The sequence below is a fragment of the Alteriqipengyuania flavescens genome (assembly GCF_030406725.1).
GTDB classification, from domain to species: domain Bacteria; phylum Pseudomonadota; class Alphaproteobacteria; order Sphingomonadales; family Sphingomonadaceae; genus Alteriqipengyuania_B; species Alteriqipengyuania_B flavescens.
On sequence record NZ_CP129107.1, the window covers coordinates 1,171,762 to 1,198,220 of the forward strand.

Consider the following 26,459-nt stretch of genomic DNA (forward strand, 5'->3'; position numbering starts at 1 on the left):
ACCGGTCAGCTTCCCGGCAATCAGCCCCGGATCTGCGCGATGGCCTGCTCTATCTGGTCGCGGGAATAGGGCTTGGTGATGACATGCACGTCGGCGAATTCGGCCGGCAGCACGTCGCCCGCGCCGTAGCCGGAGGCAAAGAAGAAGGGTACGCCCTTCTCGCGCAGCTTTTCCGCGATGGGCAGGCTGGTCTCGTCGCCCAGGTTGAAGTCGAGCATGGCGATGGTGATGTCTTCGTCGAGCGCCCGCAGCGCGGCATTGTTGCTCGCGGCCAGCACCACTTCGCCCACGCCCATGTCGCGCAGCTGGTCTTCGGCATCGAGCGCGATGAGCATGCTGTCCTCGACCAGCAGCATCCGTTCCTTGCCGAGCGGGATGGAGCGTATCTTGGGCTTTTCAGCCGACGCTTCTTCGACGTCTTCATCCTCGATGACCACGACATGCTTGGCCGGTACGGTGAAGCAGGCTTCGATGCCGCCGACATTGTATTTGATCGCCGATTCGCCGCCCAGTTCGTGCGGGATGGAGTTGTTGATGATGGTGGTGCCGAAGCCCTGTCGCTCCGGCTTCTGCACGGCCGGACCGCCCTTCTCGCGCCAGTTGAGCACCAGGTTCTTGTCGTCGTCGCAATACCAGTCGAGCGCGATCGTGCCGCTGTCGCTCAGCGCGCCGTATTTCGCCGCGTTGGTGGCCAGTTCGTGGATCACCAGCGCCATGATCGGGATGGCTTCGGGCAGGATGGAGACGTCCGGCCCGTCCATCGTCACCCGCTGTTTCGTGGGCGACATATAGGCTTGCAGTTCGACTTCGAACAGCGTGCGCAGCGGGGTCGGGGCCCAGTTTTCCGCCGTCAGCATGTCGTGCGCGGTGGCGAGCGCCTTGACCCGGCTTTCCAGCGTATCGACGACGTCGGAAATGCTGCCTTTCTTGCGCTTGGTCTGGCTCATCAGCGCGCGGATCAGGGCGAGTATGTTGCGCACGCGGTGATTGAGTTCGGCGATCAGCAATTTCTGCTGCTCGGTCGCCTTGCGCTGTTCCTCGCTAGCCGCCTCGCTCAGCCGAAGCACGATTTCCAGAAGCGTACTGCGCAGCGAAGTGGCCACACGCACTTCGGACAGATTGAAGGGTTTCGACTGCCCGGTCACCGTCTGCTTCCAGGCCTCGAAACTCTTGCGCGGGGTCAGTTCCAGCCCGTCTTCGGTCTGGGTGACGTGCTTCGCCTGCTCGCCCGCCCAGCGCACGGAGCGCAATTGCTCCTCGCGGAACAGCACCATGTAATCGCGCGGGCGGCGCGAAATCGGGATGGCGAGGAAACCGGCCGCGGGCGTGTCGAGCCCATCCTCGCCGAGGTAGGCCGACAAATTGTGCGAATGGTGGATGAGCTGCGCATCACGTGTGTTCAGCGTGTCGATCAGGCGCTGGAAAATGCCCTCGTCCGGGTGGATGCCGGCCGACGACATCTCGCCTTCCATGTGGACCATGATGCCGTCGCATTCGATCGCATCGTCCATCAACTGGAGCAGCCATTCAGCGTCGAGCAGTTTCTGCGTATCCTGCGCCGCCGCGGTCATCACCCGGTTGCCGACGTGGCGGGCCTTCGATTCGTAATCCGTGCTTTCGGCGTTGAGCCGGCTTTCGAGCTGGAGCGAGAAGATCTGGCCGAACAGTTCGGCCGCGCTCCGCTCCGCAAAGGACGGCATGTGCGGCTGGTGGTGGTGGCAGGCGATCAGGCCCCACAGCTTGCCGCCCACGATGATCGAGATCGAAAGCGACGCGGCCACGCCCATGTTGCGCAAATATTCGAGATGGATCGGGGAAACCGCGCGGTAGAGCGCCAGCGACAGGTCGAGCGGCTCGCCCTCGCCGCGCTGCACGATGGGCACCTGCTCCGCCGTGGCATCACCGATGATGCGGAACGTGTTGCGCACATACAGCTTTCGCGCCTGCTGCGGGATGTCGGTGGAGGGGAAGTTGAGGCCGAGGAAACTCTCGAACCCGCGGGCGACGGACTGCGCCACCACCTCGCCGCTTTCGTCGGCGGCGAAGCGATAGATCATCACCCGGTCGAAGCCGAGCAGTGCGCGGGCCTGCCGGGCGCATTCGTTGAGCAGGCTCTCGACGTCGCGGCTGGCCGCCAGCCGGCCGAGGATGTTGCGGGTGGTGGAGGACACTTCCACTTGGTCGCCCTTCGACCGCTCCGCCTCCAGCACGACCGAGCTGCCGGAGAAATGCAGCGCGAGGTCGAACAGCGAACCGTCTTCCAGCAGCGGCACGGCGAACAGCCGCTCCACCGAATCCTTGCCGCGCAGCATGGAAATCCGGTCGCGGACAAGGTCGACGGCCTGCTTGGCGAAGACATCAGGCAGGGATTTGCCGAGCATGTCTTCGGGCGCGATGCCGAGGAATTTCTCCGTGTTTGCAGCGCGCTGGACAAGCCAGTCGGCGCTGAGCGCGACGAGGAAACCTATGTCCTGGATCCCGCCCGGGATGTGGATCGGCTCGCGGTCGCAATTGGTGATGCCGATTTGCGCGTCGGGAGGGAGGAGTTCGGTCAAATCGTCGTTCCTGAAAAAATTTTCGCCGCCTCGCGGAAGAGGCGGAAGGTGGCGCGTGCACCGTCCTCGACATCGGCGAGCCATTGCGGCCCGTGGCGGCGGGCCTCGTCTTCCAGCGCGGCGCAGAATTCCTGCCACGGCCGCATGTCGTCGGTTCCCGCTTCGTCGTTGCCGGACAGATAGCGTGTGGGACTGCCCTTGGCGACCTGCCGCGCGAGGATTTGCCCGCCCAGGCGCGAACCTTCGAGCACGTATTGCGCGCCCCAGACGTGTGCGTCGCCGGAAAGGGCGGGCGGCTCCATCGCTGAAGGACGCTCGGCATCACCCAGATCGGCCAGGTCGGCTTCCAGGAGACCGCGGCGCGACGCATACTCCGGCCAGCCACGGCCTTCGATGGGCCCTTCGAGGGCGGCAAGCGCGCCGTTGTGGGCTTGCAGGAAGGCGCGATATCCGGCTGGCTTCGACAGGTCGAACGGCGCGAAGGCCGCTTCGGTGTCGTCGTGCTCCCCGCGGGTGACATCGCGCAAATGGAAGCGCGCGCCGTTTCGCCGCGCGCGCACGCCGCCGCCTGCCGCGCCCGGCATGGCGGTGGACGATTCCGGAATGGCGTGATGCGCGTTCATCGATCCCCGTCGGGCCTTAATGCACCAAATGGCAAAAAATGTCTAAGCTTCTGGATGCTTGGCCGATTTCCGGTCCGTCTCCCATGGGCGGACACGAAAAGGCCCGGCAGGATCGCTCCTGCCGGGCCCGTTTCTCGTGCGTGAGTGGTCGGGGGCTTAAAAGCCGCCCATACCGCCCATGCCGCCCATGCCGCCCATGTCGGGCATGCCGCCACCGGCTGCCTTGTCTTCCGGAGCGTCCACGATGGCTGCTTCGGTGGTGATCAGCAGGCCGGCGACCGATGCTGCGTCCTGCAGCGCGGTGCGGACAACCTTGGTCGGATCGACCACGCCGGCATTCACGAGGTTCTCGTAAGTGTCGGTCGCGGCGTTGAAGCCGAGGGTTTCGTCCTTGCCGTCGATCAGCTTGCCGGCAACCACCGCACCGTCATGGCCGGCGTTTTCGGCGATCTGTCGCACCGGCGCCTGCAGCGCGCGGCGGACGATGTCGATGCCCCGGGTCTGGTCGTCGTTGATGCCGGTCAGGCCGTCGAGCGCCGAGGAGGCATAGAGCAGGGCGGTACCGCCGCCCGGGACGATGCCTTCTTCCACGGCTGCGCGGGTTGCGTGCAGCGCGTCGTCGACACGGTCCTTGCGTTCCTTGACTTCGACTTCCGAAGCGCCGCCGACCTTGATTACGGCAACACCGCCGGCGAGCTTCGCCAGGCGTTCCTGCAGCTTTTCACGGTCGTAATCAGACGTGGTCGTTTCGATCTGGGCACGGATCTGCTCGACGCGGGCCTTGATGTCGGCTTCGTCGCCGGCACCGTCCACGATGGTGGTGTTGTCCTTGTCGATCGACACGCGCTTGGCCTGGCCCAGCATGTTCAGCGTGACGCTTTCCAGCTTGATGCCGAGGTCTTCGCTGATCAGCTCACCCTTGGTCAGGATCGAGATGTCCTGCAGCATGGCCTTGCGGCGATCGCCGAAGCCCGGTGCCTTGACCGCTGCGACCTTCAGGCCGCCGCGCAGCTTGTTGACCACCAGCGTGGCCAGCGCTTCGCCTTCGATGTCTTCCGCGATGATGAGGAGCGGGCGACCGCTCTGCATCGCAGCTTCGAGCACCGGCAGCATGGCCTGCAGGCTGGACAGCTTGCCTTCGTTGATCAGGATATACGGGTTTTCGAGCTCGACCGTCATCTTTTCGGGGTTGGTCACGAAATAGGGCGACAGGTAGCCGCGGTCGAACTGCATGCCTTCGACGACATCGAGTTCGAATTCGAGGCCCTTGGCCTCTTCCACGGTGATCACGCCTTCCTTGCCGACCTTGTCCATGGCTTCGGCGATACGCTCGCCGACTTCACGGTCGCCGTTGGCGGAGATGATGCCGACCTGCGCGATTTCCTCGCTGCCGGACACGTCCTTGGAACGGCCCGCCAGGTTTTCGACGACCTTGCCGACGGCGAGGTCGATGCCGCGCTTCAGGTCCATCGGGTTCATGCCGGCGGCGACCGACTTCATGCCTTCGGTCACGATCGACTGCGCCAGCACCGTGGCGGTGGTGGTGCCGTCACCGGCGAGATCGTTGGTCTTCGATGCCACTTCCTTCAGCATCTGCGCGCCCATGTTCTCGAACTTGTCCTTCAGTTCGATTTCCTTGGCGACGGAAACGCCGTCCTTGGTGATGCGCGGTGCGCCGAAGCTCTTGTCGATCACGACGTTGCGGCCCTTTGGGCCGAGCGTGACCTTCACTGCGTTTGCGAGCGTGTCGACGCCGCGCAGGATGCCTTCGCGCGCGTCGCGGCTGAACTTTACGTCCTTGGCTGCCATTTTGGTTTCTCCGTTTGGAATGTCTTGGATTCGGAAATTGCGGCGGGCCTAGCCAATGGGCGGGGCCCGGAAGATCGTCAGGAAACGATCCCCATGATGTCGCTTTCCTTCATGATGATCAGGTCTTCGCCGTCGAGCTTGACTTCGGTGCCGGACCACTTGCCGAACAGAACGCGGTCGCCTTCCTTGACGTCGAGCGGGGTGACGGTGCCGTCTTCCGCCTTCGCGCCCGAACCGACGGCGACGATTTCGCCTTCGCTCGGCTTTTCCTTGGCGCTGTCGGGGATGATGATGCCGCCGGCCGTCTTCTCATCGGCTTCGATGCGGCGGACCAGAACGCGGTCGTGCAATGGACGAAATGCCATGTGAACCTCTTTTCGTAATAAAGGTTGATGTGTCGATTGGCACTCCCGGATGGAGAGTGCCAGCGCCGCGCAGATGGGGCGGCATCTTCACCGAGTCAACAGGGCCGGAGGCAAAAAAGTTTCGCGGTTTCCGCCGGGCCGTGGCGCATGTTGGACGGGCCGGGAGAATGCCCTTCAGGGCAGCGGGATTTGCGGCTCCGCCGGCTCTCCCGCCGCGCGATGCGTCAGGCCCAGCGTCTCGCGCCGCATCCACCGGCCCAGCAGCAGGATCGCCGCTGCGGCCAGCCCGGTGGCAAGCCCGATCCACACGCCGGTGCCCTCCAGCGGCGTGGCAAACCCCAGCGCCAGCGCCACGCCGAAGCCGGGGACCCAATAGGCGAACAGCGCGATCCACATCGGCACGCGCGTATCCTGCAATCCGCGCAGTGCGCCTGCGGCGACGGCCTGCACTCCGTCTGCCAGCTGGAAGGCCGCGGCGATGACGAGGTAGCGCAAGGCGAAGCCGACCAGCGCGGCGTTCTTGGCCGCGTCGGGATCGACGTAGATCGAAATCAGCGTGCGCGGCGCGAACACCATCAGCGCTGCGGTGCAGGCCATGAAGCCGGTGCCCACCGCAATGGCCGTCCAGCCCGCGCGCGCCATGCCCGCGGGATCGCTCGCGCCGTAGAAATAGCCGACGCGGATCGTGGCCGCCTGGCCGATGCCGAAGGGCACCTGGAACATCAGCGCGGCGATCTGCAGCGCGATGGTGTGGCCGGCCAGCTCCGACGTGCCGATGGCGCCCATCAGGAAAGCGGCCGCGCCGAAAATGCCCGCCTCTGCCGTGATCGTCAGCGCAATCGGCGTGCCCACGCGGGCGATCAGCCAGAACCGCTCCCAGTCCGGCGCCCACCACCGCCCGAAGATGCGGTAGCGGTGCATCCTGCGGTCCATCCGGATGGCGAGGACATAGGCGAACAGGACGAACAGCGACGTCGTCACCGTGGCGATGCCCGCCCCAACCAGGCCCAGCGCCGGCGCGCCGAGATTGCCGAAGATGAAGGCGTAATTGGCCAGCGCATTCACGCCCACGCCGATGCCGGTGATGACCGTGGCGAAGATCGGGCGGCCGAGCGCGGAAACGTAATTGCGCAGCACGTTGGCGAGCAGCATGGGGATCATCGAGAAGACGACCACGCCCATGTAGGTGTGGGCCATCGCGGCGATTTCCGGCTGCTGTCCGGTGGCGCGGGCGAGCGGGCCGATCAGCATCGACAGGCCCATGCCGATGACGCCGGTGATGACCGCCAGCCACAAGGCCATGCGTGTTGCGCGGCGCACCGGGCGCAGGGCGGGGGCGCGCTCGCCGAGTTCGGCGGCGATGACGGGGGCGACCGCGCCGGTCAGGCCGCAGAACGCCCACACGACGAGGCCGAACAGCGACACGGCCAGCGTCGATGCGGCCAACTCGCTCTCGCCCAGCCGCGCGATGAAAATGACGTCGATCGCGTAAGTCAGCATCTGCAGCAGGTTGGCGAGCGCCAGCGGCCAGCTCAGCCGTAACGTGGCCGCCAGCTCGGTTCGCCAGGGCGTGCGGCCCGGCGGCAAGGATTCGATGCGCTGCATAAAGCCGGCCCGGATAGGCGCGGGCGCGGGCGGGCGATAGGGCGGGCGGGACACGGGGCGAATTTTCGCTTCAGCTTGCGGCAAGGCGGCAACAGCGACATGGCGGCCCCATGAAACGCCGTGCTGCAACGATCGCCCTTTTCGCGAGTGTCCTCGCCTCCACCGCGCAGGCGCAGGAGGTCTATGGCGGGGTCTATGCCCACGAAGTTGAGACCCCGCTGACCTTTGCGGTGGAGGAAAGCGGTGTCGACCTCCAGCTCGGCTACCGCTTCGAACGCGAGGAGGCGCTGGATTTCATCGGTTCGCCGCAACCTTACCTGATCGCATCGCTCAACAGCGAAGGCGACACCAGCTTCGCCGGCGGAGGCCTCTCGTGGCAGGTGCCGGTCGGCCGCGCGGCCTATATCCGGCCCGGACTGGGACTGGTGGTGCACGATGGCCCGTCACTGCGGGTCAGCGAGGTCACCGGCAAGCGCACCGATCTCGGCAGCCGGGTGCTGTTCGAGCCGGAAATCGCCATCGGCGCCCGCCTGTCGGAGCGCCTCTCGCTGGAGGCAAGCTGGGTCCACATCAGCCACGCGCGCCTGTTCAACGCGCAGCAGAACCCGGGCATCGACATGATGGGCCTGCGCCTGAGTTACGCGATCCGCTGACGGCGGCCTTGGCGCGGCCGCTGCCAGCACCTACCTTGCGGGCAATCCGGGGGAGGCCAACCGATGCACGGCGGCGAACATTCGATATTACTCGCAGTCCTGACGCTGCTCGGCTTCGGCCTCATCTTCGTGTTGATCTTCCGCAAGCTGGGGCTGGGCGCGACGCTCGGCTACCTCGTGGCCGGCGCGATCGTCGGGCCGCAAGTGCTGAACCTTGCCGGCAATGCGGAAGTCACGCTGACCTTTGCCGAGATCGGCATCATCCTGCTCCTCTTCATCGTGGGGCTGGAGCTCAACCCGGCGCGGCTGTGGCGGATGCGCAAGGCGATTTTCGGCGTCGGACTGGCGCAGGTCGCGCTGTGCGGCCTCGCGCTGACCGGGCTGATCCTGCTGGTGACGGGCTATCCGTGGACCGCCGCGCTCGCGCTCGGCCTGCCGCTCGCCCTGTCCTCCACCGCGCAGGTGCTGCCGATGCTGCAATCGGGCGGCCGCCTCAACACCCCGCTGGGCGAGCGTGCCTTTTCGATCCTGCTGTTCCAGGACCTGTCGATCATCGCGCTGATCACCATCATCGCCGCGCTCAGCGTGGCGCCGGGCGCCGAGGAAGGCCTGCCCGGATGGCAGCTGGCCCTGATGAGCATCGCCGCCACCATCGGCCTTGTGCTCGCCGGGCGGTTCCTCCTGCGCCCGCTGTTCGCGCTGATCGGCCGGCTGGGCGAGCGCGAGATGTTCATCGTCGCCGGGCTGACAGTGGTGATCGGTGCCGCCGCGCTGATGGAGGCGCTGGGGCTGTCCGCGGCGCTCGGCGCATTCATCGCCGGGGTGATGCTGTCCGACACGCCTTACCGGCACGAACTGGAAGCCGATATCGAGCCGTTCCGCTCGATCCTGCTCGGCCTGTTCTTCCTGTCGGTCGGCATGATGCTGGACCTGGGCGCGATTGCCGAGAACCCCGGCTTCGTGGCCGGCATGGCGCTGGCGCTGATCTCGGTGAAGGCGGCGATCATCTTCGGCCTCGGCAAGCTGCTCGGCATGGACTGGCGCGGCGCGCTCGCGCTCGGACTGCTGCTGAGCCAGGGCGGCGAATTCGGCTTCGTCATGTTTACGCAGGCGCAGGCCGGCGGCTTGATCGATGCCGAGATCGCCAGCCTGTTCGGCGCGATCGTGACCCTGTCGATGGCGACTACGCCGTTCCTGATGATGCTGAACGACCGCATCCGCAAGCGGGACGAGGAGCGGGAACGCGACGCGCCGGACGGCGGCGGTGCCCATGCGCTGGTCATCGGCTTCGGCCGCTTCGGCCAGACGGTGGCGGAGATGCTGGTGACCGCAGAGGTGCCGGTCACGCTGATCGACCGCAAGGTGGACCAGATCGACCTCGCCGGCGAATTCGGCGCAAAAGTGTGGTTCGGCGACGGGACGCGCATCGACCTGCTGCGGCAGGCCGGGGCGGACGAGGCGAAGCTGCTGGTCTTCTGCATCGACGGCGACCAGGTGACGCCCGAACTCGTCGCCGCGGTGAGGGGCGCCTTTCCGCAGGCCGCGATCATGGTGCGCGCCTTCGACCGCCGCACGCTGATGGCGCTGGCCGGGTCGGAAGTCGACCACGTCCAGCGCGAGGTGCTGGAATCCGCCATCCGCATGGGCCGCAAGGCGCTCGCCCGGATGGGCTTGAAGAGCGCGGGTATCGACGATACCGAGGCCGCCTTCCGCCACCGCGACCGCGACCGGCTGGAACGCCAGATCGACGCGGACGACATCATGGCCGGACGGGACGGATTCTACGCCGACCAGATGGGCCCTGCCACGAACTAGGTGCGTGGGGGCGCTCCTCGCGCCAATCACCCCCGCCCAGCCTGAGCCTGTCGAAGGCCACGCGCGGCCCCATTCACGCGTCCCTTGGCACCCGGCCCCGCTCAGCCTGAGCTTGTCGAAGGTCACGCGCTGGGGCTAGCCACACGTATCCTAGCACCTACCGCCGCTCAGCCTGAGCTTGTCGAAGGCCACGCGCGGCCCCATTCACGTGTCCCTTGGCACCCACACCCGCTCAGCCTGAGCTTGTCGAAGGTCACGCGCGGTCCCATTCACACGTCCCTTGGCACCCACACCCGCTCAGCCTGAGCTTGTCGAAGGCCATGCGCTGGGGCTAGCCACATGAGCCTTGCCTGTTACGTCCAAGAGCCGAAATCCGCTCCCAGTCCCCTGCTATCAACGCCTCTTTCTTTGCCCTGCTCCAGCCCTTGATCTGCCGCTCGGCTGCAAATGCCTCGTCCCGCGTCGGGAACCTGTCAGACCATACAAGTGTGACCGGCATCCGCTTCGCAGTGTAGCCGCCGAGTTCGCCGGTCTGATGCTCCGCAATCCGCCTATCGAGATCGTCGGTATGACCGGCATAGTAGCTCCCGTCGTTGCAACGGAGCAGGTAGGTGTAGAAGTCCATGCCGGGGGGCTAACCCCGGCGCGTGGCCTTCGACAAGCTCAGGCTGAGCGGGTGGGGTTCCAAAGTGCGGATGTTTGGGGCCGCGCATGGCCTTCGACAGGCTCAGGCTGAGCGGGAGTGGGTCGTAATGGAGGTCCACCCCACGCCCACGAATGCAAAAGGGGCGGCACCTTGCGGCACCGCCCCTTCGTGTATCAGAGAGATCGAAGCCCGGCTGATCGAGATCCCCGCTTTCGCGAGGATAACGGCGGGGACATGCGTCCCCTGTCCGTTACTTCAGTTCGACGGTACCGCCGGCTGCTTCGATCTTGCCCTTGATTTCTTCGGCTTCCGCCTTGTTCACGCCTTCCTTGAGCGGCTTCGGCGCGCCTTCGACGAGGCCCTTGGCTTCGGTGAGGCCCAGGCCGGTGATGGCGCGGACTTCCTTGATCACCTGGATCTTCTTGCCACCGTCGCCGGTGAGGATGACGTCGAATTCGTCCTTCTCTTCGGCGGGTGCAGCGGCATCGCCGCCACCGGCGGGGCCAGCGACGGCCACGGCTGCAGCGGCGCTCACGCCCCACTCTTCTTCCAGCGCGGTTGCCAGTTCGGCAGCTTCGAGGACGGTCAGCTTCGAAAGTTCTTCAACGAGCTTGGCGATATCGGCCATAGTAATTCACTCCAGTTCTGTCGGGCGCGGCCGCCTTGCGATCCGGCCCCATGAGATGTTTCGTATTGGAAAAACCGCTTACGCAGCGTCCTTGGCGGCATATGCGCCGAAGACACGGGCGAGCTTGCCTGCGGGTGCGTTGACGACCTGGGCAATCTTCGTTGCCGGGGCGTTGACGAGGCCCACCAGCTTGCCGCGCAGCTCGTCGAGGCTCGGCATCGAGGCGAGTGCCTTGATCCCTGCTTCGTCGAGCATCTGTCCGCCCATCGAACCGCCGAGAATTTCCAGCTTGTCGTTCGACTTGGCGAAGTCCACCGCAGCCTTCGCGGCAGCGACCGGATCGGCGGAATAGCCGAGGGCAGTCGGGCCGCTCAGAAGATCTTCGAGACCTTCGTACTGCGTGTCCTTCAGGGCGAGCGTAGCAAGGCGGTTCTTCGCAACCTTGTAGGACGCACCGGCTTCACGCATCTTCGTGCGCAGATCGGTGGACTGGGCCACCGTCAGGCCGAGATTGCGGGTCACAACGACCACGCCGCTCTCGTTGAAGATTTCGTTGAGCTGGGCGACCGCTTCGGTTTTCTGCGAACGATCCATGCCATACTCCTTCTAAATGATCGCACCCGGATGGCTCCGCATGCGACCGGCTCAAGTTGCCACGCGGCTGGTGCCGCGCGGACGAGTCCGTTTATCGAAGGGAAGGAGGGGCGCCTTCGCGCCCGGTGCGGCAAGACGTGGCCTGCCGCGCAAATCTCGTTTCCCATCTCGGTCGGAAATTAAGAGGAAGGCTTGCGCCCGCCTCACCGACTGTCTCGGACGGATGACCTGCGAACCAAAAGAGGCCCACCGGTCTGCGGCGGGCCTCTAAGGATTTTCAGGTCCGAGTCAAGCTATTCGCTCGGGCGTATCATTCCGCCATCTGGTCCTCTGGCTGCTGGTCCGTCATGGAGTCTTCAGCCATCGGATCTTCCATCGTGTCCTCGACGGTTTCGACATCGGTATCCAGCATCCCGTCTTCTGCGGGGTTCATGGCTCCGGCATCGTCCGGCCCGGTCTCGCCCGTGGTGGTTTCCGGCGCCAAGTCGGCCGTGTCGCTGCCGTCGAGCGGCTCGCCGCAGGCCGCAACCGCCAGGCCGAGAGGCAGGGCGGCAATCATCGCAAGTTTCTTCATCGGTTTCTCCATTTCCATGGTCACCAATGCATTCATCGGTCCGGCCGTTCCGTCATTGCGGTTTGCCGGATGCATAGCCCAGCAGGTCGCCCGGCTGGCAATCGAGCTCGCGGCAGATCGCCTCCAGCGTGGAGAAGCGGATGGCCCTGGCCTTGCCGGTCTTGAGGATCGACAGGTTGGCAAGGGTGAGGCCGACCCGGTCCGCCAGCTCGGTCAGCGTCATGCGGCGCTCCTGCAGCAGGTCGTCGAGCTTCACCACGATGTTGGCTCCTTCGGTGTCGGTGCCCATCACACCGTTCCTTCCAGGTCTTCGCGCATTCCGGCACCATGGCGGAATACGCGGGCGAGGATGAAAAGGACCAGCACCATCAGGAGGCCGTTGAGGTCGTAGGGGCTGTAATTGAGCGAATCTCCGGCAGCCGGATCGACGGCATTGGCACCGTAGAGACGCAGCTGGCCGACGATCACGGCAGCGATTTCGTGGGTGAGGAGCAGCCATGCCATCGCATTGAGTCGCCGTGCGTTCTCGGGAATGAACGGATCGCCTTCCGCCACGCTGGCAATGATGGCACGCATCCTGCCGAAGAAGAGGAAGAGGGCGCCGAAGCTGGCCGCCATGAACAGGCCGATACCGGGGTAGGCGAGCGGCGCCGCCTGCAGGACCGGGAGGTCGCTGGCTTTCAGGATTCCGCCGAGCATGTCCTGGCCGACGAGCAGGAAGAACGGCACCGCCAACAGGGCGAGGATGGCCGCCAGTCCGCACAGGGCCTGCAGCACGGCAGCGATTGCCTTGCCGGCGACGAGCAAGGAATCTTTCGAGCGTTCGGACATGCAAATTCTCCTTAAGCGAGGATGATGGCGGGGGCGATCGCCAAGGCGAACCCGGCTGCGGGCATGGAGGAGACCGCCTTCACGCTGAGCGCGGCGATCACGCTCGCCGCGAGCGCGGCGGCCAGTGTGTCGATGAGGTTGGGCATGGTAGATCTCCCGTCTGCGACTTATCGAAATACGATATGAAAGGCGCGAGATTTATTGTCAATCGATAATATCGAAAAACGATAATACGACAAATGCGACTGCCCGCCTTCGCGCAGTCCTATCTGTCCTTACCCGCCGGTTGACGCTCTCCGCCCGGCTCCCTATATGCGGACCCGACCGATCGCTTCGAGAACGGCACGCCCATGCGCGGGGGCGGGCAGAAGGATGGAAGCGACGGGCCATCCGTGAGAGCTGGAAAAGCGACTGTGGCTGCGGGCCCGCAAGGGGTTCGTGCGGGCTGCGGTCGCTGTTTGCGTCCGCTCTCAGGTGGCTCACCCCGCATGACCGAATCACCCCGCCGGGCGCAGCGTTTGCGCGCGGCAGAGATACGCAAGGCGACTTATTTCTATGGCGACCAAGGCCGGCAAGACAGCCCCCAACGCAGCCCTCAACAATCGGGGCGGCGCAAGCAAGAAGCGCATCCGCAAGATCTTCGGCGACGTGCACGAAGTCATCCCGATGCCGAACCTGATCGAGGTCCAGCGCGAAAGCTACGAGCAGTTCCTGCGCTCCGATCCCTCGATCGATTATGTCTCCGGCCTCGAAAAGACGCTCCGCAGCGTCTTCCCTATCCGCGACTTCGCCGGCACCGCCGAGCTCGACTTCGTGCACTACGAGCTCGAGCCGCCGAAATACGACACCACCGAATGCCGCCAGCGCGGCATCACCTACGCCGCCCCGATGAAGGTCACACTGCGCCTGATTGTTTTCGAGGTGGACCAGGAAACCGAAACCCGCTCCGTCCTCGATATCAAGGAGCAGGACGTCTACATGGGCGACATGCCGCTGATGACGGGCAACGGCACCTTCATCATCAACGGCACCGAGCGCGTGATCGTATCGCAGATGCACCGTTCGCCGGGTGTGCTGTTCGACCATGACCGCGGCAAGACCCACTCCAGCGGCAAGTACCTCTTCGCCGCGCGCGTGATCCCGTACCGCGGCAGCTGGCTGGACTTCGAATTCGACGCCAAGGACATCGTCAACGTCCGCATCGACCGCAAGCGCAAGCAGCCGGTCACCGCGCTGCTCTACGCCCTCGGCCTGACCGCCGAGGATATCCTCGAGCATTTCTACGACCGCGTGACCTGGAAGCGCGCCGCCGGTGCCAAGGGCGCCGACGATGCTGCCGGCTGGACCATCCCGTTCGTGGCCGAACAGTGGCGCGGCGCGAAGCCGGCCTTCGCGCTGGTCGATGCCAAGACCGGCGAGGAAGTGTTCCCCGCCAACAAGAAGATCAGCCCGCGCGCTGCCAACAAGGCGGAAAAGGACGGGCTCGACACGCTGCTGATCCCGACCGAGGAAATCTTCGGCCGTTATGCCGCCTATGACATGATCGACGAGAAGACCGGTCGCATCTATGTCGAAGCGGGCGAGGAAGTCGGCCCCGAGAACCTTGAGAAGCTGGACAACGCCGGCGTCGACGCGATCGAACTGCTCGACATCGACCATGTCACCACCGGCCCGTGGATCCGCAACACGCTGCAGGTCGACAAGGCCGAAAACCGCGAGGAAGGCCTCGAGGCGATCTACAAGGTGATGCGCCCGGGCGAACCGCCGACCAAGGAAACCGCCGAAGCACTGTTCGAAGGCCTGTTCTTCGACGACGACCGCTATGACCTGTCGGCTGTGGGCCGCGTGAAGCTGAACATGCGTCTCGGCCTCGACGCCGAAGACACCGTCACCACGCTGCGCAAGGAAGACATCCTTGCCGTGGTCAAGGAACTGGTCGACCTGAAGGACGGCAAGGGCGAAGTCGACGACATCGACAACCTCGGCAACCGCCGCGTGCGTTCGGTGGGTGAGCTGCTGGAAAACCAGTACCGCGTTGGCCTGCTGCGGATGGAACGCGCCGTGAAGGAGCGCATGAGCTCCGTCGACGTCAGCACCGTGATGCCGAACGACCTCATCAACGCGAAGCCCGCCGTGGCTGCCGTGCGCGAGTTCTTCGGCTCCAGCCAGCTCTCGCAGTTCATGGACCAGACCAACCCGCTGTCGGAAGTTACCCACAAGCGCCGCGTCTCCGCACTCGGCCCGGGCGGTCTTACGCGTGAGCGCGCAGGCTTCGAAGTCCGCGACGTCCACCCGACGCACTATGGCCGCATCTGCCCGATCGAGACGCCGGAAGGCCCGAACATCGGCCTGATCAACTCGCTTTCGACCTTTGCCCGCGTCAACAAGTACGGCTTCATCGAAACGCCGTATCGCCAGGTGAAGGACGGCAAGGTCTCCTCCGACGTGCAGTATCTCTCCGCCATGGAAGAGCAGAAGCATACCGTGGCGCAGGCTTCGGCCGACACGGACAAGGACGGCAAGTTCGTCGAAGAGCTGGTCTCGGCCCGCGAAAACGGCGAATTCGTGATGACCCCGAACGAGAATGTCACGCTGATGGACGTCTCGCCCAAGCAGCTCGTCTCGGTCGCCGCATCGCTCATTCCGTTCCTGGAAAACGATGACGCCAACCGCGCACTGATGGGTTCGAACATGCAGCGCCAGGCCGTGCCGCTGGTGAAGGCCGAAGCGCCTTTCGTCGGCACCGGCATGGAAGCCACCGTGGCGCGTGACAGCGGCGCGGCGATTTCCGCCAGGCGCGGCGGCATCGTGGACCAGGTCGACGCGACCCGGATCGTGATCCGTGCGCAGGGTGACGTGGAAGAGGGCGAGAGCGGCGTGGACATCTACACGCTGCAGAAGTTCCAGCGCTCCAACCAGTCGACCTGCATCAACCAGCGCCCGCTGGTGAAAGTGGGCGACGTGGTCGAAACCGGCGAAATCCTCGCCGACGGCCCGTCGACCGACCTCGGCGAACTGGCGCTGGGCAAGAACAGCCTTGTCGCGTTCATGCCGTGGAACGGCTACAACTACGAAGACTCGATCCTGATCAGCGAACGCATCGTGAAGGACGACGTGTTCACCTCGATCCACATTGAGGAATTCGAAGTGATGGCCCGCGACACGAAGCTGGGTCCGGAAGACATCACCCGCGACATCCCCAATGTGGGTGAGGAAGCGCTGCGCAACCTCGACGAGGCGGGCATCGTCTACATCGGTGCCGAAGTGCATCCGGGCGATATCCTCGCCGGCAAGATCACGCCGAAGGGCGAAAGCCCGATGACGCCGGAAGAAAAGCTGCTACGCGCCATCTTCGGCGAGAAGGCCAGCGACGTTCGCGACACCTCGCTGCGCTTGCCCCCGGGCACCAGCGGCACGGTGGTGGAAGTGCGCGTGTTCAACCGCCACGGTATCGAGGTGGACGACCGTACGCGTGCGATCCAGAACGAGGAGATCGAGCGGCTCAAGAAGGACGCGGCGGACGAACGCGCCATCCTCAACCGCGCGACCTACAACCGCCTTGCCGACATGCTCGAAGGCCAGACCGCTTCTGCCGCGCCGAAGGGCGTGAAGAAGGGCACGGTGATCGACGCCGCGCTGCTCGACACGGTCGAGAAGCACGAATGGTTCAAGTTCGCCGTGGCCGACGACAAGACGCAGGGCCAGGTCGAGGCGATCAAGACCCAGTACGACGAGAGCGTGAAGCGGATCGACGAGAAGTTCGAAGACCGCAAGGAGAAGCTGGAGCGCGGCGACGAGCTCGCTCCGGGCGTGCTCAAGATGGTCAAGGTCTTCGTCGCGGTGAAGCGCAAGCTGCAGCCGGGCGACAAGATGGCCGGCCGCCACGGCAACAAGGGCGTGATTTCTCGCATCCTGCCGCAGGAAGACATGCCGTTCCTCGAGGACGGCACGCCGGTCGACATCGTACTGAACCCGCTGGGCGTGCCGTCGCGCATGAACGTGGGCCAGATCTTCGAGACGCACCTCGGCATGGCTGCCCGTGGCCTCGGCCAGCAGATCACGCAGGCGCTGGAAGAATGGCGCGAAGCCAATCCCGATCCGGACAAGGCGAAGCCGCCGCAGGCGGTCATCGACCGGATGAAGGATGCGTACGGCGAGGAATATCACGCCGATATCGACAGCCGGACCCCGGCAGAGATCGTCGAGATGGCCGGCCTGCTGAAGGACGGTGTGCCCATGGGCACCCCGGTGTTCGACGGCGCGCGCGAAGGCGACGTGACCACCATGCTCGAAAAGGCGAACCTGCCGTCTTCCGGCCAGGTCACGCTGTTCGACGGGCGCACCGGCGACGCGTTCGACCGCAAGGTGACCGTGGGCTACATCTACATGCTGAAGCTGCACCACCTCGTGGACGACAAGATCCACGCCCGCTCGATCGGCCCGTACAGCCTTGTCACCCAGCAGCCGCTGGGCGGTAAGGCGCAGTTCGGCGGCCAGCGCTTCGGCGAAATGGAGGTCTGGGCGCTCCAGGCCTACGGCGCCGCTTACACGCTGCAGGAAATGCTGACCGTGAAGTCCGACGACGTGATCGGCCGGACCAAGGTCTACGAAGCGATCGTCAAGGGCGACGACACGTTCGAGGCTGGCATCCCGGAAAGCTTCAACGTGCTCGTGAAGGAAATGCGCAGCCTCGGCCTCAACGTCGAACTGTCCTCGCTCACCGATGGTGACGAGGACGAAGACGGCATGCAGATCGCGGCAGAATAATTCGGGGTGGGGCGGACCCGGCTTGTCCGGTTGCCCGCCCACTCCTCCCGCCCCTGAATTCACCCGCAAGGGAATGTGACAAATGAACGAACTGACCAAATTCACCAACCAGCTCGCCAAGCCGGAAACCTTCGACCAGATCCAGATCGGTATCGCGTCGCCGGAACGTATCCGCAGCTGGTCCTTCGGCGAAATCAAGAAGCCGGAAACGATCAACTACCGCACGTTCAAGCCCGAGCGTGACGGCCTGTTCTGCGCGCGCATCTTCGGTCCGGTGAAGGACTACGAATGCCTGTGCGGCAAGTACAAGCGCATGAAGTACAAGGGCGTCGTGTGCGAAAAGTGCGGCGTCGAAGTGACCGTGACCAAGGTCCGCCGCGAGCGCATGGGCCACATCGAACTGGCTGCGCCGGTCGCGCACATCTGGTTCCTGAAGTCGCTGCCGAGCCGCATCGGCCTGCTGCTCGACATGCAATTGAAGCAGCTCGAGCGCGTGCTGTATTTCGAAAGCTACATCGTCACCGAGCCGGGCCTGACGCCGTTGGAGAAATACCAGTTGCTGTCCGAAGACGAGCTGATCGAGGCGCAGGACGAGTACGGCGAAGACGCGTTCTCCGCCAGCATCGGGGCGGAAGCGGTCAAGTTCATGCTCATGGACCTCGACCTGGAGCAGGAGCGTGACGACCTGATGGAAGAGCTTGCGACCACCAAGTCCAAGCTCAAGCCCGCGAAGATCATCAAGCGCCTGAAGGTCGTCGAAAGCTTCATCGATTCCGGCAACCGCCCGGAATGGATGATCCTGGAAGTCGTGCCCGTGATCCCGCCCGAGCTGCGCCCGCTGGTGCCGCTGGACGGCGGCCGTTTTGCGACGTCCGACCTCAACGACCTCTATCGCCGTGTCATCAACCGCAACAACCGCCTGAAGCGCCTGATGGAACTGCGCGCGCCGGACATCATCGTCCGCAACGAAAAGCGCATGCTGCAGGAATCGGTCGACGCCCTGTTCGACAACGGCCGCCGCGGCCGTGTGATCACGGGCGCCAACAAGCGCCCGCTGAAGTCGCTGTCCGACATGCTGAAGGGCAAGCAGGGCCGCTTCCGCCAGAACCTGCTCGGCAAGCGCGTCGACTATTCGGGCCGTTCGGTCATCGTGACCGGTCCGGAACTCAAGCTGCACCAGTGCGGCCTGCCCAAGAAGATGGCGCTCGAGCTGTTCAAGCCGTTCATCTACGCCCGCCTCGATGCGAAGGGTCTGTCCATGACCCTCAAGCAGGCGAAGAAATGGGTCGAGAAGGAGCGCAAGGAGGTCTGGGACATCCTCGACGAAGTCATTCGCGAGCACCCGGTCATGCTGAACCGCGCCCCGACGCTCCACCGTCTCGGCATCCAGGCGTTCGAGCCCGTGCTGATCGAAGGCAAGGCGATCCAGCTGCACCCGCTCGTGTGTTCGGCCTTCAACGCCGACTTCGACGGTGACCAGATGGCCGTCCACGTGCCGCTTTCGCTGGAAGCCCAGCTGGAAGCGCGCGTGCTGATGATGTCGACCAACAACATCCTCTCGCCCGCCAACGGCAAGCCGATCATCGTGCCTTCGCAGGACATGATCCTGGGCCTGTATTACCTGTCCATGGACCGCGACGGCGAGCCGGGCGAAGGCCGCATCCTGGCCGACATCGCCGAGGTTCACCAGGCACTGGAAGTCGGCGCCGTGACGCTGCATTCCAAGATCACCACCCGCGTCCCGCAGACGGACGAAAAGGGCAAGGAATACATGCAGCGCGTGGACACCACGCCGGGCCGCATGCTGATCGGCGAATGCCTGCCCAAGAGCCACACGGTGCCCTTCGAGGTCGTGAACCGCCTTCTCACCAAGAAGGAAATCGCCGACGTGATCGACCAGGTCTATCGCCACACCGGCCAGAAGGACACGGTACTGTTCGCCGACGCGATCATGACGCTGGGCTTCCGCCACGCCTTCAAGGCCGGCATTTCCTTCGGCAAGGACGACATGATCATCCCGCACGAGAAGGACGGGCTGATCGAGGAAACCAAGGCGCTGGTTGCCGATTACGAGCAGCAATACCAGGACGGCCTGATCACCCAGCAGGAAAAGTACAACAAGGTGATCGACGCGTGGAGCCGTTGCGGCGACACGGTGGCGAACGCCATGATGGACAAGATCAAGGCGACGCCGAAGGACGAGGACGGCCGCGAGGCGCAGATCAACTCGATCTACATGATGAGCCATTCGGGTGCGCGTGGTTCGCCGGCGCAGATGAAGCAGCTCGCCGGTATGCGTGGGCTGATGGCCAAACCGTCGGGCGAGATCATCGAAACGCCGATCATCTCGAACTTCAAGGAAGGCCTGACCGTTCTTGAATACTTCAACTCCACCCACGGCGCCCGCAAGGGCCTGGCCGACACGGCGCTGAAGACGGCGAACTCGGGTTACCTGACCCGCCGCCTCGTCGATGTGTCGCAGGACTGCGTCATCGTGGAAACGGACTGCAAGACCAAGAACGCGCTGGAAATGCGTGCCATCGTGCAAGGCGGCAGCGTGATCGCTTCGCTCGGCGAGCGTATTCTCGGCCGGACCACGGCGGAAGACATCGTCAACGCCGCGACGGACGAGGTCATCGTCAAGAAGAATACGCTGATCGACGAAGCCATGGTGACGGAGATCGAAGCTGCCGAAGTGCAGCAGGCGAAGATCCGTTCGCCGCTGGTCTGCGAGGCCGAACAGGGCGTTTGCGCGACCTGCTACGGCCGCGATCTTGCCCGCGGTACGCCGGTCAACATCGGCGAGGCTGTCGGCGTCATTGCCGCGCAGTCGATCGGCGAGCCCGGTACCCAGCTGACGATGCGGACCTTCCACATCGGCGGCGCGGCGCAGGTCAACGAAACGAGCCACCTCGAAGCCACCAGCGACGGCACCGTGCAGTATCGCGACATGCCGACGATTCTGGACAAGAAGGGCCGTATCCTCAGCCTCGCCCGCAACGGCGAACTGCTGGTGATCGACGCCGAGGGCCGCGAGCGGGAAATCCACAAGCTGCCTTACGGTACCGTCCTGATGCACAAGGATGGCGCATCCGTGAAGGAAGGCGACCGGCTGGCGGAATGGGATCCGTTCACCCTGCCGATTATCACCGAACAGGCCGGTGTGGTGAAGTACCAGGACCTGGTCGAAGGCAAGACGCTGGAAGAGCGCGTGGACGAAGCCACCGGCATCGCCCAGCGCGTGGTTACCGAGTATCGCGCCACCGGCCGTTCCAAGAAGGACGACCTGCGGGCCCGCCTGACCCTGCTCGGCGAAGGCGAGAGCGACGAGGAAAATGCCGCGCGCTACATGCTGGCGCCGGGCACGACCCTGTCGGTCGAGGACGGCCAGGAAGTGCAGGCCGGTGACATCCTCGCCCGTGCCAGCCGCGAAGCTGCCAAGACCCGCGACATCACCGGCGGTCTGCCGCGCGTGGCCGAACTGTTCGAAGCGCGCATGCCGAAGGACGTTTCGGTCATCGCCAAGATCAGCGGCAAGGTCGAATTCGTCCGCGAATACAAGGCCAAGCGCAAGATCGCGATCGTCCCGGAAGAGGGTGATCCGGTGGAGTACCTGATCGCCAAGACCAAGGTGATCGACGTGCAGGAAGGCGACTTCGTCAAGAAGGGCGATACGCTGGTTTCGGGCAGCCCGAACCCGCACGACATCCTGGAAGTGCTCGGCGTGGAAGCGCTGGCCGAATATCTCGTCAGCGAGATCCAGGAGGTCTATCGCTTGCAGGGCGTGAAGATCAACGACAAGCACATCGAGGTGATCGTTCGCCAGATGCTGCAGAAGGTCGAGATCACCGATGGCGGCGACACCACGCTGCTGCCGGGCGAGCAGGTCGACTATGCCGAAATGATGGAAACCAATGCCAAGCTTGCCCCGCGCAAGAAGCATGCGCAGGGCACCCCGATCCTGCTGGGCATCACCAAGGCATCGCTCCAGACCCGCAGCTTCATCTCTGCCGCGTCCTTCCAGGAAACGACCCGCGTGCTCACGCAGGCATCGGTCGAAGGCAAGAAGGACTCGCTGATCGGTCTCAAGGAGAACGTGATCGTCGGCCGCCTCATCCCCGCCGGGACCGGTGCGGGCATGAACCGCGTCCGCGTGACCGCCTCCAGCCGCGACGCCGCGCTGCGCGCCCAGTATCGCAAGATGCAGGAAGCGCTGGTGCTGGCCGATACGGCCGAGGAAGAGCACGAGGCCGAACTGGCACAGGACGAGGCCGCGGCCATCGGCGATACGCCGATCGGTGCTGCCGAGGGCGAGAGCCACGGTAGCAACGAAGATGCCGGCGACTACCTGACCGAAGAAGCCAAGGAAGAAGGCAGCGATGCCGCTTCCGACGAGCCGACGCAGGAGCCGACCGACGGCGAGTAAGCGCGCTTCGGATCGCTAGCCGACCGACCAACAGAAAGCCTCGCCGGAGCGTTCCTCCGGCGGGGCTTTTGCTTTGGTTTCCGGCTGCGCGGGATGGGCGGCAGCCGGAATCTCAGTTGGCTACGAACACCCGCCGCTTGGCTTCGATCTTGACGCCCTTTTTCGTGTAGAATGCGAAATCCACATCGATCGATGCGGTGGCCTTGAGGTCCACGTAGTCGATGGTGCCCGATTTGCCGTGGATCGGGGTGAGGGTGGTTCCCCCGTCCGCGGTGAAATCCCGCGTCAAGGCATTGGAATAGGCCGTCTTGATCTTTGCATCGGTAGGCGTCGGGAAAATGGAAGCAGTGCGTGCCGCTTCGTCCAGCGCATGATTTACCGCATTCTTGGCATACATGTAATTTCCGATGCCGAACGCGCCCATGAACACGATCATTATAATCGGTAGGGTCAAAGCGAATTCGACCAGTGGCGCGCCCACTTCATTGCGGCGGAGTTTGTCGAAAAAGCCGGTCATATTTCGCTTGCATCCGGTACGCGCACGGTGATGTCGCCCTTCAGCGTGGTGTCGCCGATGTAGCCGTAGGGTCCGATATCCCCCAGTACGGGTTTGTATACGTCCTCGGCTTCGATCTTGATGAAATGCGCCGATACCGCTGAAACGTCGGCGCATTTCGCCTTGAAAACGACTTTCGAGGCTCCGCATTCGGTCCAGCGGGTCACCTTGAAGTTCGAGGCCTTCAGACCGCTCGCAGTTGCCAGCTGCGATTTGATGTCATCATCGGAAGGCAGGTCCTGGATGTTGGCGACAATCAGCTCGGCACCTGTTTGCGCGTGCTGCTGCATTTCGAGCTTCTCTGCGAATCCCAAGGTCAAATCGACAAATCCGAGCGCCATGAACGTCATCACAGGGACGACAATTGCGGTCTCTATTGTACCTACGCCCGCCTGATCGCGGGCCAATCGACGTAGCATGCTCCGACCCCTCATCATTCGACCAGCTTTAGCTTGATTGTATCGGCGAAGTTTGCCCCGCTTGCGCCGCCGGGGCATTTGTTGATCACCGTTGAGTTGCCCCAGAATTTCACCCGTCGCGCAACAAGTTGCATGCAAGGGGTGTCGACGCTGCTGTTTCCGGTAAATTCGACTGCGCTTGAGGGGGAGTATACTGCGCCCTCATAGGTGGAGCGTAACACGCCGCCGCCGGTTTCTGTGCCACTCGTCCCGGTTAAGACCATGGGATTGCTTACCGAAGCACGGCTGTCTCGCCAGAAAAGGATGCCCGCCCACGTTCCGGTGGTCGGAGCCTTCAATTGCACGATCGAATTACCGTTTGCCTTGAAGCCGCCAATCGGGGCACTCGGCGAGGTCGACGAATTCGTCATGATGATCGTAACGCCGATCCCGGTTATCCGGGCTTTCGCATTGATCCTGATATCGCCCCCGTTGATGATGTAGGTCCCCGGGGCCATCGTAAGGTTGCCTTTGACATCCATACTGGCCCAGCAGCCCGGACTGATTGCCACCGTCTTGTTGGAACGGACGGACAGGTCATCGACGCACCCCCCGGGTACCGCAGGCATCGTAAGTTTCCCGGCCAGCGGATCGGCAGCTTGGCCAGCGCCTGGATTGATTCGGGTTTCCGGGGTCACTTGCGACCCGACGTTCACGTTTCCGGCTGCCGAGAGAGCCTTGGCTCTGATCATGTCGGAGCTCAAGGCGTCGAGATCATTGTTCGAAGCCATCCCGCAATCGAAATCGACGCTGGACGACGCGCCAATCTGGAGCGGTGTCCCCGTCGTGTCGAGAGCGATCACGCAGTTCCCGACTTCCGTGGCGCCGATCGCTGTGGCAGCAACATCCATGGCCGGCGTTTGCTTCATGAACATGCTGGAAAAGCTGAGCTTCTGCGAAGTTCGTAGTATGACGCGGACGGCTTTGGTGTCTCCGGAGTACGCACCGCTCGTCGGACCATCTTCGATTGCCACAACGGTATATGCACGCTGCGTATTCTGCGCGAGCGCTTTGTTGACCGCAGCCTTGACGTTCTTGCCCTCGATTTTCGCGGTCGCACCGGCGAGAGCGGCGGCATCCGCGGCGCTATGCAACTGTCGCTTCCATACCGTCCACTGCGCGACATCCAGGCCGATCCCGACCGCGCCGCACAGCGGCACCGCCATCAGGCCGAAAATCATCAGCGACTGGCCGCCCGTGTCCTGCCACAGTGCGCGCGCAGAATCGCGCAGTGTCGCGAGCCGAGTTTTCAGTCTCATCGGGGCAATCCTTTTTATCACACCGTGCGGTGTAGCCCGGGGAAGGTCACTGATCAGTAGGTCAAGATACTGAAAATAGGGTAAACGTTAGGGCGAAATTAACCCTCTGGGATCGGCGAAGAGCGGTCGGCGTCCTTACTTGCCCTGCCGGCGCATTGGGGGCACACACGGGTCATGGCTACCGACCGGCTTCGCATCGCCCTTGCCCAGATCGACCAGCGCGTGGGCGATATCGACGCCAACGTCGCTGCCATGCGCGCGTGGCGGGGCAAGGCCGCGGCTGCGGACCTGGTGGTCTTCCCGGAGATGCAGATCATCGGATATCCGCCGGAAGACCTCGTGCTGCGCCCCGCCCTGATCGAGCGGGCTGCGGCTGCGCTGGATGAACTGGCGAGGGATACGGCCGACGGCGGCCCGGCCATGCTGGTTGGCACGGTCGTGCGCGAGGGCGAAATGCTCTACAATTCCGTGGCCCTGCTCGACGGCGGCAAAGTGTCCGCGATCCGGCACAAGTACGAACTGCCGAATTACGGCACGTTCGACGAGCAGCGCCTGTTCGATCCCGGCCCGCTGCCGGAGCCGGTGCTATTCCGCGGCGTCTCGCTCGGCCTGCCGATCTGCGAGGATGTGTGGCATCCCAAGGTGTGCAAGCACCTGGCAGAAGCGGGCGCGGAAATCTTCCTGTGCGTCAACGGCAGCCCCTACGAAGTCGACAAGGACGACCTCAGGATCGAGCAGGTCGCGTGCAAGCGTGCCGACGAAACCGGCGTGCCGATGGCCTATCTGAACCGGGTCGGCGGGCAGGACGAGCTGGTGTTCGACGGGGCCAGCTTCGTGGTGGGAGACGACGGCGAGGTCTATCTCCAGATGGCCGACTGGGACGAGGCCCTGGCCATCACGGAGTGGCAGCGGCGCGAGACCGGCGGCTGGCGCTGCGAGCCGCAACCGCTCGCCAGCCTTGCCCCCTATCCGGAAGACGTCTGGTGCGCGATGACCGTGGGCCTGCGCGATTACGTGAACAAGAACGGGTTTTCAGGTGTGCTGCTCGGCCTGTCGGGCGGCATCGACAGCGCGGCCTGCGCCGCGATCGCCGTCGACGCGCTGGGCGCGGACCGCGTGTGGTGCGTAATGCTGCCGAGCCGCTACACGTCGGAGACCAGCCTCGAAGATGCAAAGGCCTGCGCGCAGGCGCTGGGCGTCCGTTATTCGATCATTCCGATCCAGCCCGCCATCGCCGGTTTCGACGCGATGCTGGAAGAGGACTTCGCCGATACGGAGGTCAATCTCACCGAAGAGAATATCCAGTCGCGCATCCGCGGCGTGGCCCTGATGGCTCTGTCCAACAAGTTCGGCCCGATGCTGGTCACCACCGGCAACAAGAGCGAGATGAGCGTCGGCTATGCGACGATCTACGGTGACATGGCGGGCGGGTACAACCCGCTCAAGGACGCTTACAAGATGACCGTGTTCGAAGCCTGTGCGTGGCGCAATACGGCGATCCCGCGGGTTGCCGTGGACGGTGCGCCGGGGGGCGAGGTGATCCCGCAGAACATCATCGACAAGCCGCCGAGCGCGGAACTGCGGCCCGACCAGAAGGATAGCGACAGCCTGCCGCCCTATCCCGTGCTCGACCGGATCCTCCACGGCCTGATCGAGCAGGACAAGTCGGTCGACACGCTGGCAGCCGAAGGGCTGGACCGCGCCACCGTGAAGCGGATCGAACATCTCCTTCACCTCGCCGAATACAAGCGCCGCCAGGCCCCGCCGGGGGTCAAGCTGACGATGAAGAACTTCGGCCGCGACCGGCGGTATCCGATAACGCACGGCTTCCGCAGCGGATGATGGGGCGGGTACCGATAGCCGCGCTCGCTTGCGCACTCGCCGGTTGCGGGCAGCAGGCCGCTGTGCCGGACGGAGACGCTGCCCAAAAACCCGTCGCCTCCCCGAATGGGATCGCCGTGGGCACCGCGCCGGACACCATCGTCGGGAATTACAGGGTCGCCGGCGCGGACGGAGCAGAAGTGGACCTGGGATGGGCAATCACCGTGGCCATCACGCATGACACGATCCGCTACGGCTCCCTATGCGTCAGCGGCACCTGGACCTACACCTACACCGGCGGGCGGATATTCACCGAAGCGGTCCCGATCGCCGTGTGCGACCGCGGGCGCTACCCTGCGGAAAATGCGATCGTCGCCGTGTTCGGCAGCAACCCCACCGTTTCGCGCACGGCGGAGAACGGGCTGCTGTTCGAAGGGGGCGATCACAGCATCATGCTCTTCTCGCAATAGGACC

Annotated in this window: 21 protein-coding genes; 6 read left to right on the forward strand and 15 right to left on the reverse strand. The window is 64.3% G+C overall.

All coding sequences use genetic code 11. From position 1 onward, the window contains the following. Positions 1 to 20: 20 nt before the first annotated feature. The 5 genes from QQW98_RS06100 to QQW98_RS06120 all read right to left on the reverse strand — a co-directional run bounded on the left by QQW98_RS06100 (position 21) and on the right by QQW98_RS06120 (position 6,957). The gene (locus QQW98_RS06100) at positions 21 to 2,555 is read right to left on the reverse strand and encodes an HWE histidine kinase domain-containing protein (protein ID WP_290136639.1); all 2,535 of its coding nucleotides are present in this window, start codon (positions 2,553 to 2,555) and stop codon (positions 21 to 23) included. Beyond that, positions 2,552 to 3,178 carry a biliverdin-producing heme oxygenase gene (locus QQW98_RS06105; RefSeq protein ID WP_290136640.1) on the reverse strand — a complete coding sequence of 209 codons (627 nt, stop codon included), beginning with the start codon at positions 3,176 to 3,178 and terminating at the stop codon, positions 2,552 to 2,554. The genes QQW98_RS06100 and QQW98_RS06105 overlap by 4 nt, the downstream gene beginning before the upstream one ends. Before the next feature lie 156 nt (positions 3,179 to 3,334). Next, on the reverse strand, positions 3,335 to 4,987 hold the full coding sequence (gene groL / locus QQW98_RS06110; RefSeq protein ID WP_290136641.1) for a chaperonin GroEL: 1,653 nt from the start codon (positions 4,985 to 4,987) through the stop codon (positions 3,335 to 3,337). 77 nt (positions 4,988 to 5,064) lie between these two features. After that, positions 5,065 to 5,352: a co-chaperone GroES gene (groES, locus tag QQW98_RS06115; protein ID WP_290136642.1), complete on the reverse strand. Its 288-nt coding sequence runs from the start codon at positions 5,350 to 5,352 to the stop codon at positions 5,065 to 5,067. Positions 5,353 to 5,526: 174 nt separating this feature from the next. Further along, the gene (locus QQW98_RS06120; protein WP_290136643.1) at positions 5,527 to 6,957 is read right to left on the reverse strand and encodes an MATE family efflux transporter; all 1,431 of its coding nucleotides are present in this window, start codon (positions 6,955 to 6,957) and stop codon (positions 5,527 to 5,529) included. Between the two features lie 110 nt (positions 6,958 to 7,067). Between QQW98_RS06120 and QQW98_RS06125 the strand changes: the two genes are divergently transcribed. Both QQW98_RS06125 and QQW98_RS06130 read left to right on the forward strand, forming a co-directional pair. Further along, positions 7,068 to 7,610: an acyloxyacyl hydrolase gene (locus tag QQW98_RS06125; protein WP_290136644.1), complete on the forward strand. Its 543-nt coding sequence runs from the start codon at positions 7,068 to 7,070 to the stop codon at positions 7,608 to 7,610. A gap of 63 nt (positions 7,611 to 7,673) precedes the next feature. Then, positions 7,674 to 9,425 carry a cation:proton antiporter domain-containing protein gene (locus QQW98_RS06130; RefSeq protein WP_290136645.1) on the forward strand — a complete coding sequence of 584 codons (1,752 nt, stop codon included), beginning with the start codon at positions 7,674 to 7,676 and terminating at the stop codon, positions 9,423 to 9,425. 331 nt (positions 9,426 to 9,756) lie between these two features. Here the strand turns inward: QQW98_RS06130 and QQW98_RS06135 are convergent, their stop codons facing one another. The 7 genes from QQW98_RS06135 to QQW98_RS06165 form a co-directional block, all read right to left on the reverse strand. Then, complete coding sequence (locus tag QQW98_RS06135; protein WP_290136646.1) at positions 9,757 to 10,050, reverse strand: GIY-YIG nuclease family protein; 294 nt, start codon at positions 10,048 to 10,050, stop codon at positions 9,757 to 9,759. 271 nt (positions 10,051 to 10,321) lie between these two features. Next, entirely contained in the window at positions 10,322 to 10,699 is a 378-nt protein-coding gene (gene rplL, locus QQW98_RS06140; RefSeq protein ID WP_290136647.1) for a 50S ribosomal protein L7/L12, read from the reverse strand. 78 nt (positions 10,700 to 10,777) lie between these two features. Next, positions 10,778 to 11,293, reverse strand: a complete 516-nt coding sequence (rplJ, locus tag QQW98_RS06145) for a 50S ribosomal protein L10 (RefSeq protein ID WP_290136648.1) — start codon at positions 11,291 to 11,293, stop codon at positions 10,778 to 10,780. 310 nt (positions 11,294 to 11,603) lie between these two features. Next, entirely contained in the window at positions 11,604 to 11,867 is a 264-nt protein-coding gene (locus QQW98_RS06150) for a hypothetical protein (protein WP_290136649.1), read from the reverse strand. A gap of 52 nt (positions 11,868 to 11,919) precedes the next feature. Then, positions 11,920 to 12,156, reverse strand: a complete 237-nt coding sequence (locus QQW98_RS06155; RefSeq protein ID WP_290136650.1) for a helix-turn-helix domain-containing protein — start codon at positions 12,154 to 12,156, stop codon at positions 11,920 to 11,922. Then, the gene (locus QQW98_RS06160) at positions 12,156 to 12,698 is read right to left on the reverse strand and encodes a DUF2975 domain-containing protein (RefSeq protein WP_290136651.1); all 543 of its coding nucleotides are present in this window, start codon (positions 12,696 to 12,698) and stop codon (positions 12,156 to 12,158) included. Before QQW98_RS06160 ends, QQW98_RS06155 begins: the two co-directional genes overlap by 1 nt. 11 nt (positions 12,699 to 12,709) lie before the next feature. Beyond that, positions 12,710 to 12,844, reverse strand: coding sequence for a hypothetical protein (locus tag QQW98_RS06165; protein WP_290136652.1), 135 nt, complete (start codon positions 12,842 to 12,844; stop codon positions 12,710 to 12,712). Between the two features lie 409 nt (positions 12,845 to 13,253). Here QQW98_RS06165 and rpoB point away from each other — a divergent pair, with 409 nt between their 5' ends. Next, positions 13,254 to 17,465 carry a DNA-directed RNA polymerase subunit beta gene (gene rpoB / locus QQW98_RS06170; protein WP_290136653.1) on the forward strand — a complete coding sequence of 1,404 codons (4,212 nt, stop codon included), beginning with the start codon at positions 13,254 to 13,256 and terminating at the stop codon, positions 17,463 to 17,465. Positions 17,466 to 17,547: 82 nt separating this feature from the next. Beyond that, positions 17,548 to 21,891 (forward strand): DNA-directed RNA polymerase subunit beta', encoded by a 4,344-nt coding sequence (rpoC, locus tag QQW98_RS06175; RefSeq protein WP_290136654.1) that lies wholly within the window; start codon positions 17,548 to 17,550, stop codon positions 21,889 to 21,891. A 112-nt stretch (positions 21,892 to 22,003) separates the two neighbouring features. Here rpoC and QQW98_RS06180 read toward each other — a convergent pair whose 3' ends face one another. The 3 genes from QQW98_RS06180 to QQW98_RS06190 are packed head-to-tail and all read right to left on the reverse strand — an operon-like array spanning position 22,004 to position 24,164. Beyond that, on the reverse strand, positions 22,004 to 22,408 hold the full coding sequence (locus QQW98_RS06180; protein ID WP_290136655.1) for a TadE/TadG family type IV pilus assembly protein: 405 nt from the start codon (positions 22,406 to 22,408) through the stop codon (positions 22,004 to 22,006). Beyond that, entirely contained in the window at positions 22,405 to 22,854 is a 450-nt protein-coding gene (locus QQW98_RS06185) for a TadE/TadG family type IV pilus assembly protein (RefSeq protein WP_290136656.1), read from the reverse strand. Before QQW98_RS06185 ends, QQW98_RS06180 begins: the two co-directional genes overlap by 4 nt. A 26-nt stretch (positions 22,855 to 22,880) precedes the next feature. Continuing rightward, on the reverse strand, positions 22,881 to 24,164 hold the full coding sequence (locus tag QQW98_RS06190; RefSeq protein ID WP_290136657.1) for a pilus assembly protein TadG-related protein: 1,284 nt from the start codon (positions 24,162 to 24,164) through the stop codon (positions 22,881 to 22,883). A 174-nt stretch (positions 24,165 to 24,338) separates the two neighbouring features. Between QQW98_RS06190 and QQW98_RS06195 the strand changes: the two genes are divergently transcribed. Continuing rightward, positions 24,339 to 26,006 (forward strand): NAD+ synthase, encoded by a 1,668-nt coding sequence (locus QQW98_RS06195; RefSeq protein ID WP_290136658.1) that lies wholly within the window; start codon positions 24,339 to 24,341, stop codon positions 26,004 to 26,006. 116 nt (positions 26,007 to 26,122) lie between these two features. Next, positions 26,123 to 26,455, forward strand: a complete 333-nt coding sequence (locus QQW98_RS06200; RefSeq protein ID WP_290136659.1) for a hypothetical protein — start codon at positions 26,123 to 26,125, stop codon at positions 26,453 to 26,455. The last annotated feature ends 4 nt before the right edge of the window (positions 26,456 to 26,459 follow it).

Coding starts and splice junctions, on each gene's coding strand:
- rpoC (WP_290136654.1), top strand. CDS start 17,548: ATGAACGAACTGACCAAATTCACCAACCAGCTCGCCAAGCCGGAAACC.
- rpoB (WP_290136653.1), top strand. CDS start 13,254: ATGGCGACCAAGGCCGGCAAGACAGCCCCCAACGCAGCCCTCAACAAT.
- QQW98_RS06135 (WP_290136646.1), bottom strand. CDS start 10,050: ATGGACTTCTACACCTACCTGCTCCGTTGCAACGACGGGAGCTACTAT.
- QQW98_RS06180 (WP_290136655.1), bottom strand. CDS start 22,408: ATGACCGGCTTTTTCGACAAACTCCGCCGCAATGAAGTGGGCGCGCCA.
- QQW98_RS06195 (WP_290136658.1), top strand. CDS start 24,339: ATGGCTACCGACCGGCTTCGCATCGCCCTTGCCCAGATCGACCAGCGC.
- QQW98_RS06155 (WP_290136650.1), bottom strand. CDS start 12,156: ATGGGCACCGACACCGAAGGAGCCAACATCGTGGTGAAGCTCGACGAC.
- groL (WP_290136641.1), bottom strand. CDS start 4,987: ATGGCAGCCAAGGACGTAAAGTTCAGCCGCGACGCGCGCGAAGGCATC.
- QQW98_RS06190 (WP_290136657.1), bottom strand. CDS start 24,164: ATGAGACTGAAAACTCGGCTCGCGACACTGCGCGATTCTGCGCGCGCA.
- QQW98_RS06130 (WP_290136645.1), top strand. CDS start 7,674: ATGCACGGCGGCGAACATTCGATATTACTCGCAGTCCTGACGCTGCTC.
- groES (WP_290136642.1), bottom strand. CDS start 5,352: ATGGCATTTCGTCCATTGCACGACCGCGTTCTGGTCCGCCGCATCGAA.
- QQW98_RS06105 (WP_290136640.1), bottom strand. CDS start 3,178: ATGAACGCGCATCACGCCATTCCGGAATCGTCCACCGCCATGCCGGGC.
- QQW98_RS06165 (WP_290136652.1), bottom strand. CDS start 12,844: ATGCCCAACCTCATCGACACACTGGCCGCCGCGCTCGCGGCGAGCGTG.
- QQW98_RS06150 (WP_290136649.1), bottom strand. CDS start 11,867: ATGAAGAAACTTGCGATGATTGCCGCCCTGCCTCTCGGCCTGGCGGTT.
- rplL (WP_290136647.1), bottom strand. CDS start 10,699: ATGGCCGATATCGCCAAGCTCGTTGAAGAACTTTCGAAGCTGACCGTC.
- QQW98_RS06125 (WP_290136644.1), top strand. CDS start 7,068: ATGAAACGCCGTGCTGCAACGATCGCCCTTTTCGCGAGTGTCCTCGCC.
- QQW98_RS06160 (WP_290136651.1), bottom strand. CDS start 12,698: ATGTCCGAACGCTCGAAAGATTCCTTGCTCGTCGCCGGCAAGGCAATC.
- QQW98_RS06120 (WP_290136643.1), bottom strand. CDS start 6,957: ATGCAGCGCATCGAATCCTTGCCGCCGGGCCGCACGCCCTGGCGAACC.
- rplJ (WP_290136648.1), bottom strand. CDS start 11,293: ATGGATCGTTCGCAGAAAACCGAAGCGGTCGCCCAGCTCAACGAAATC.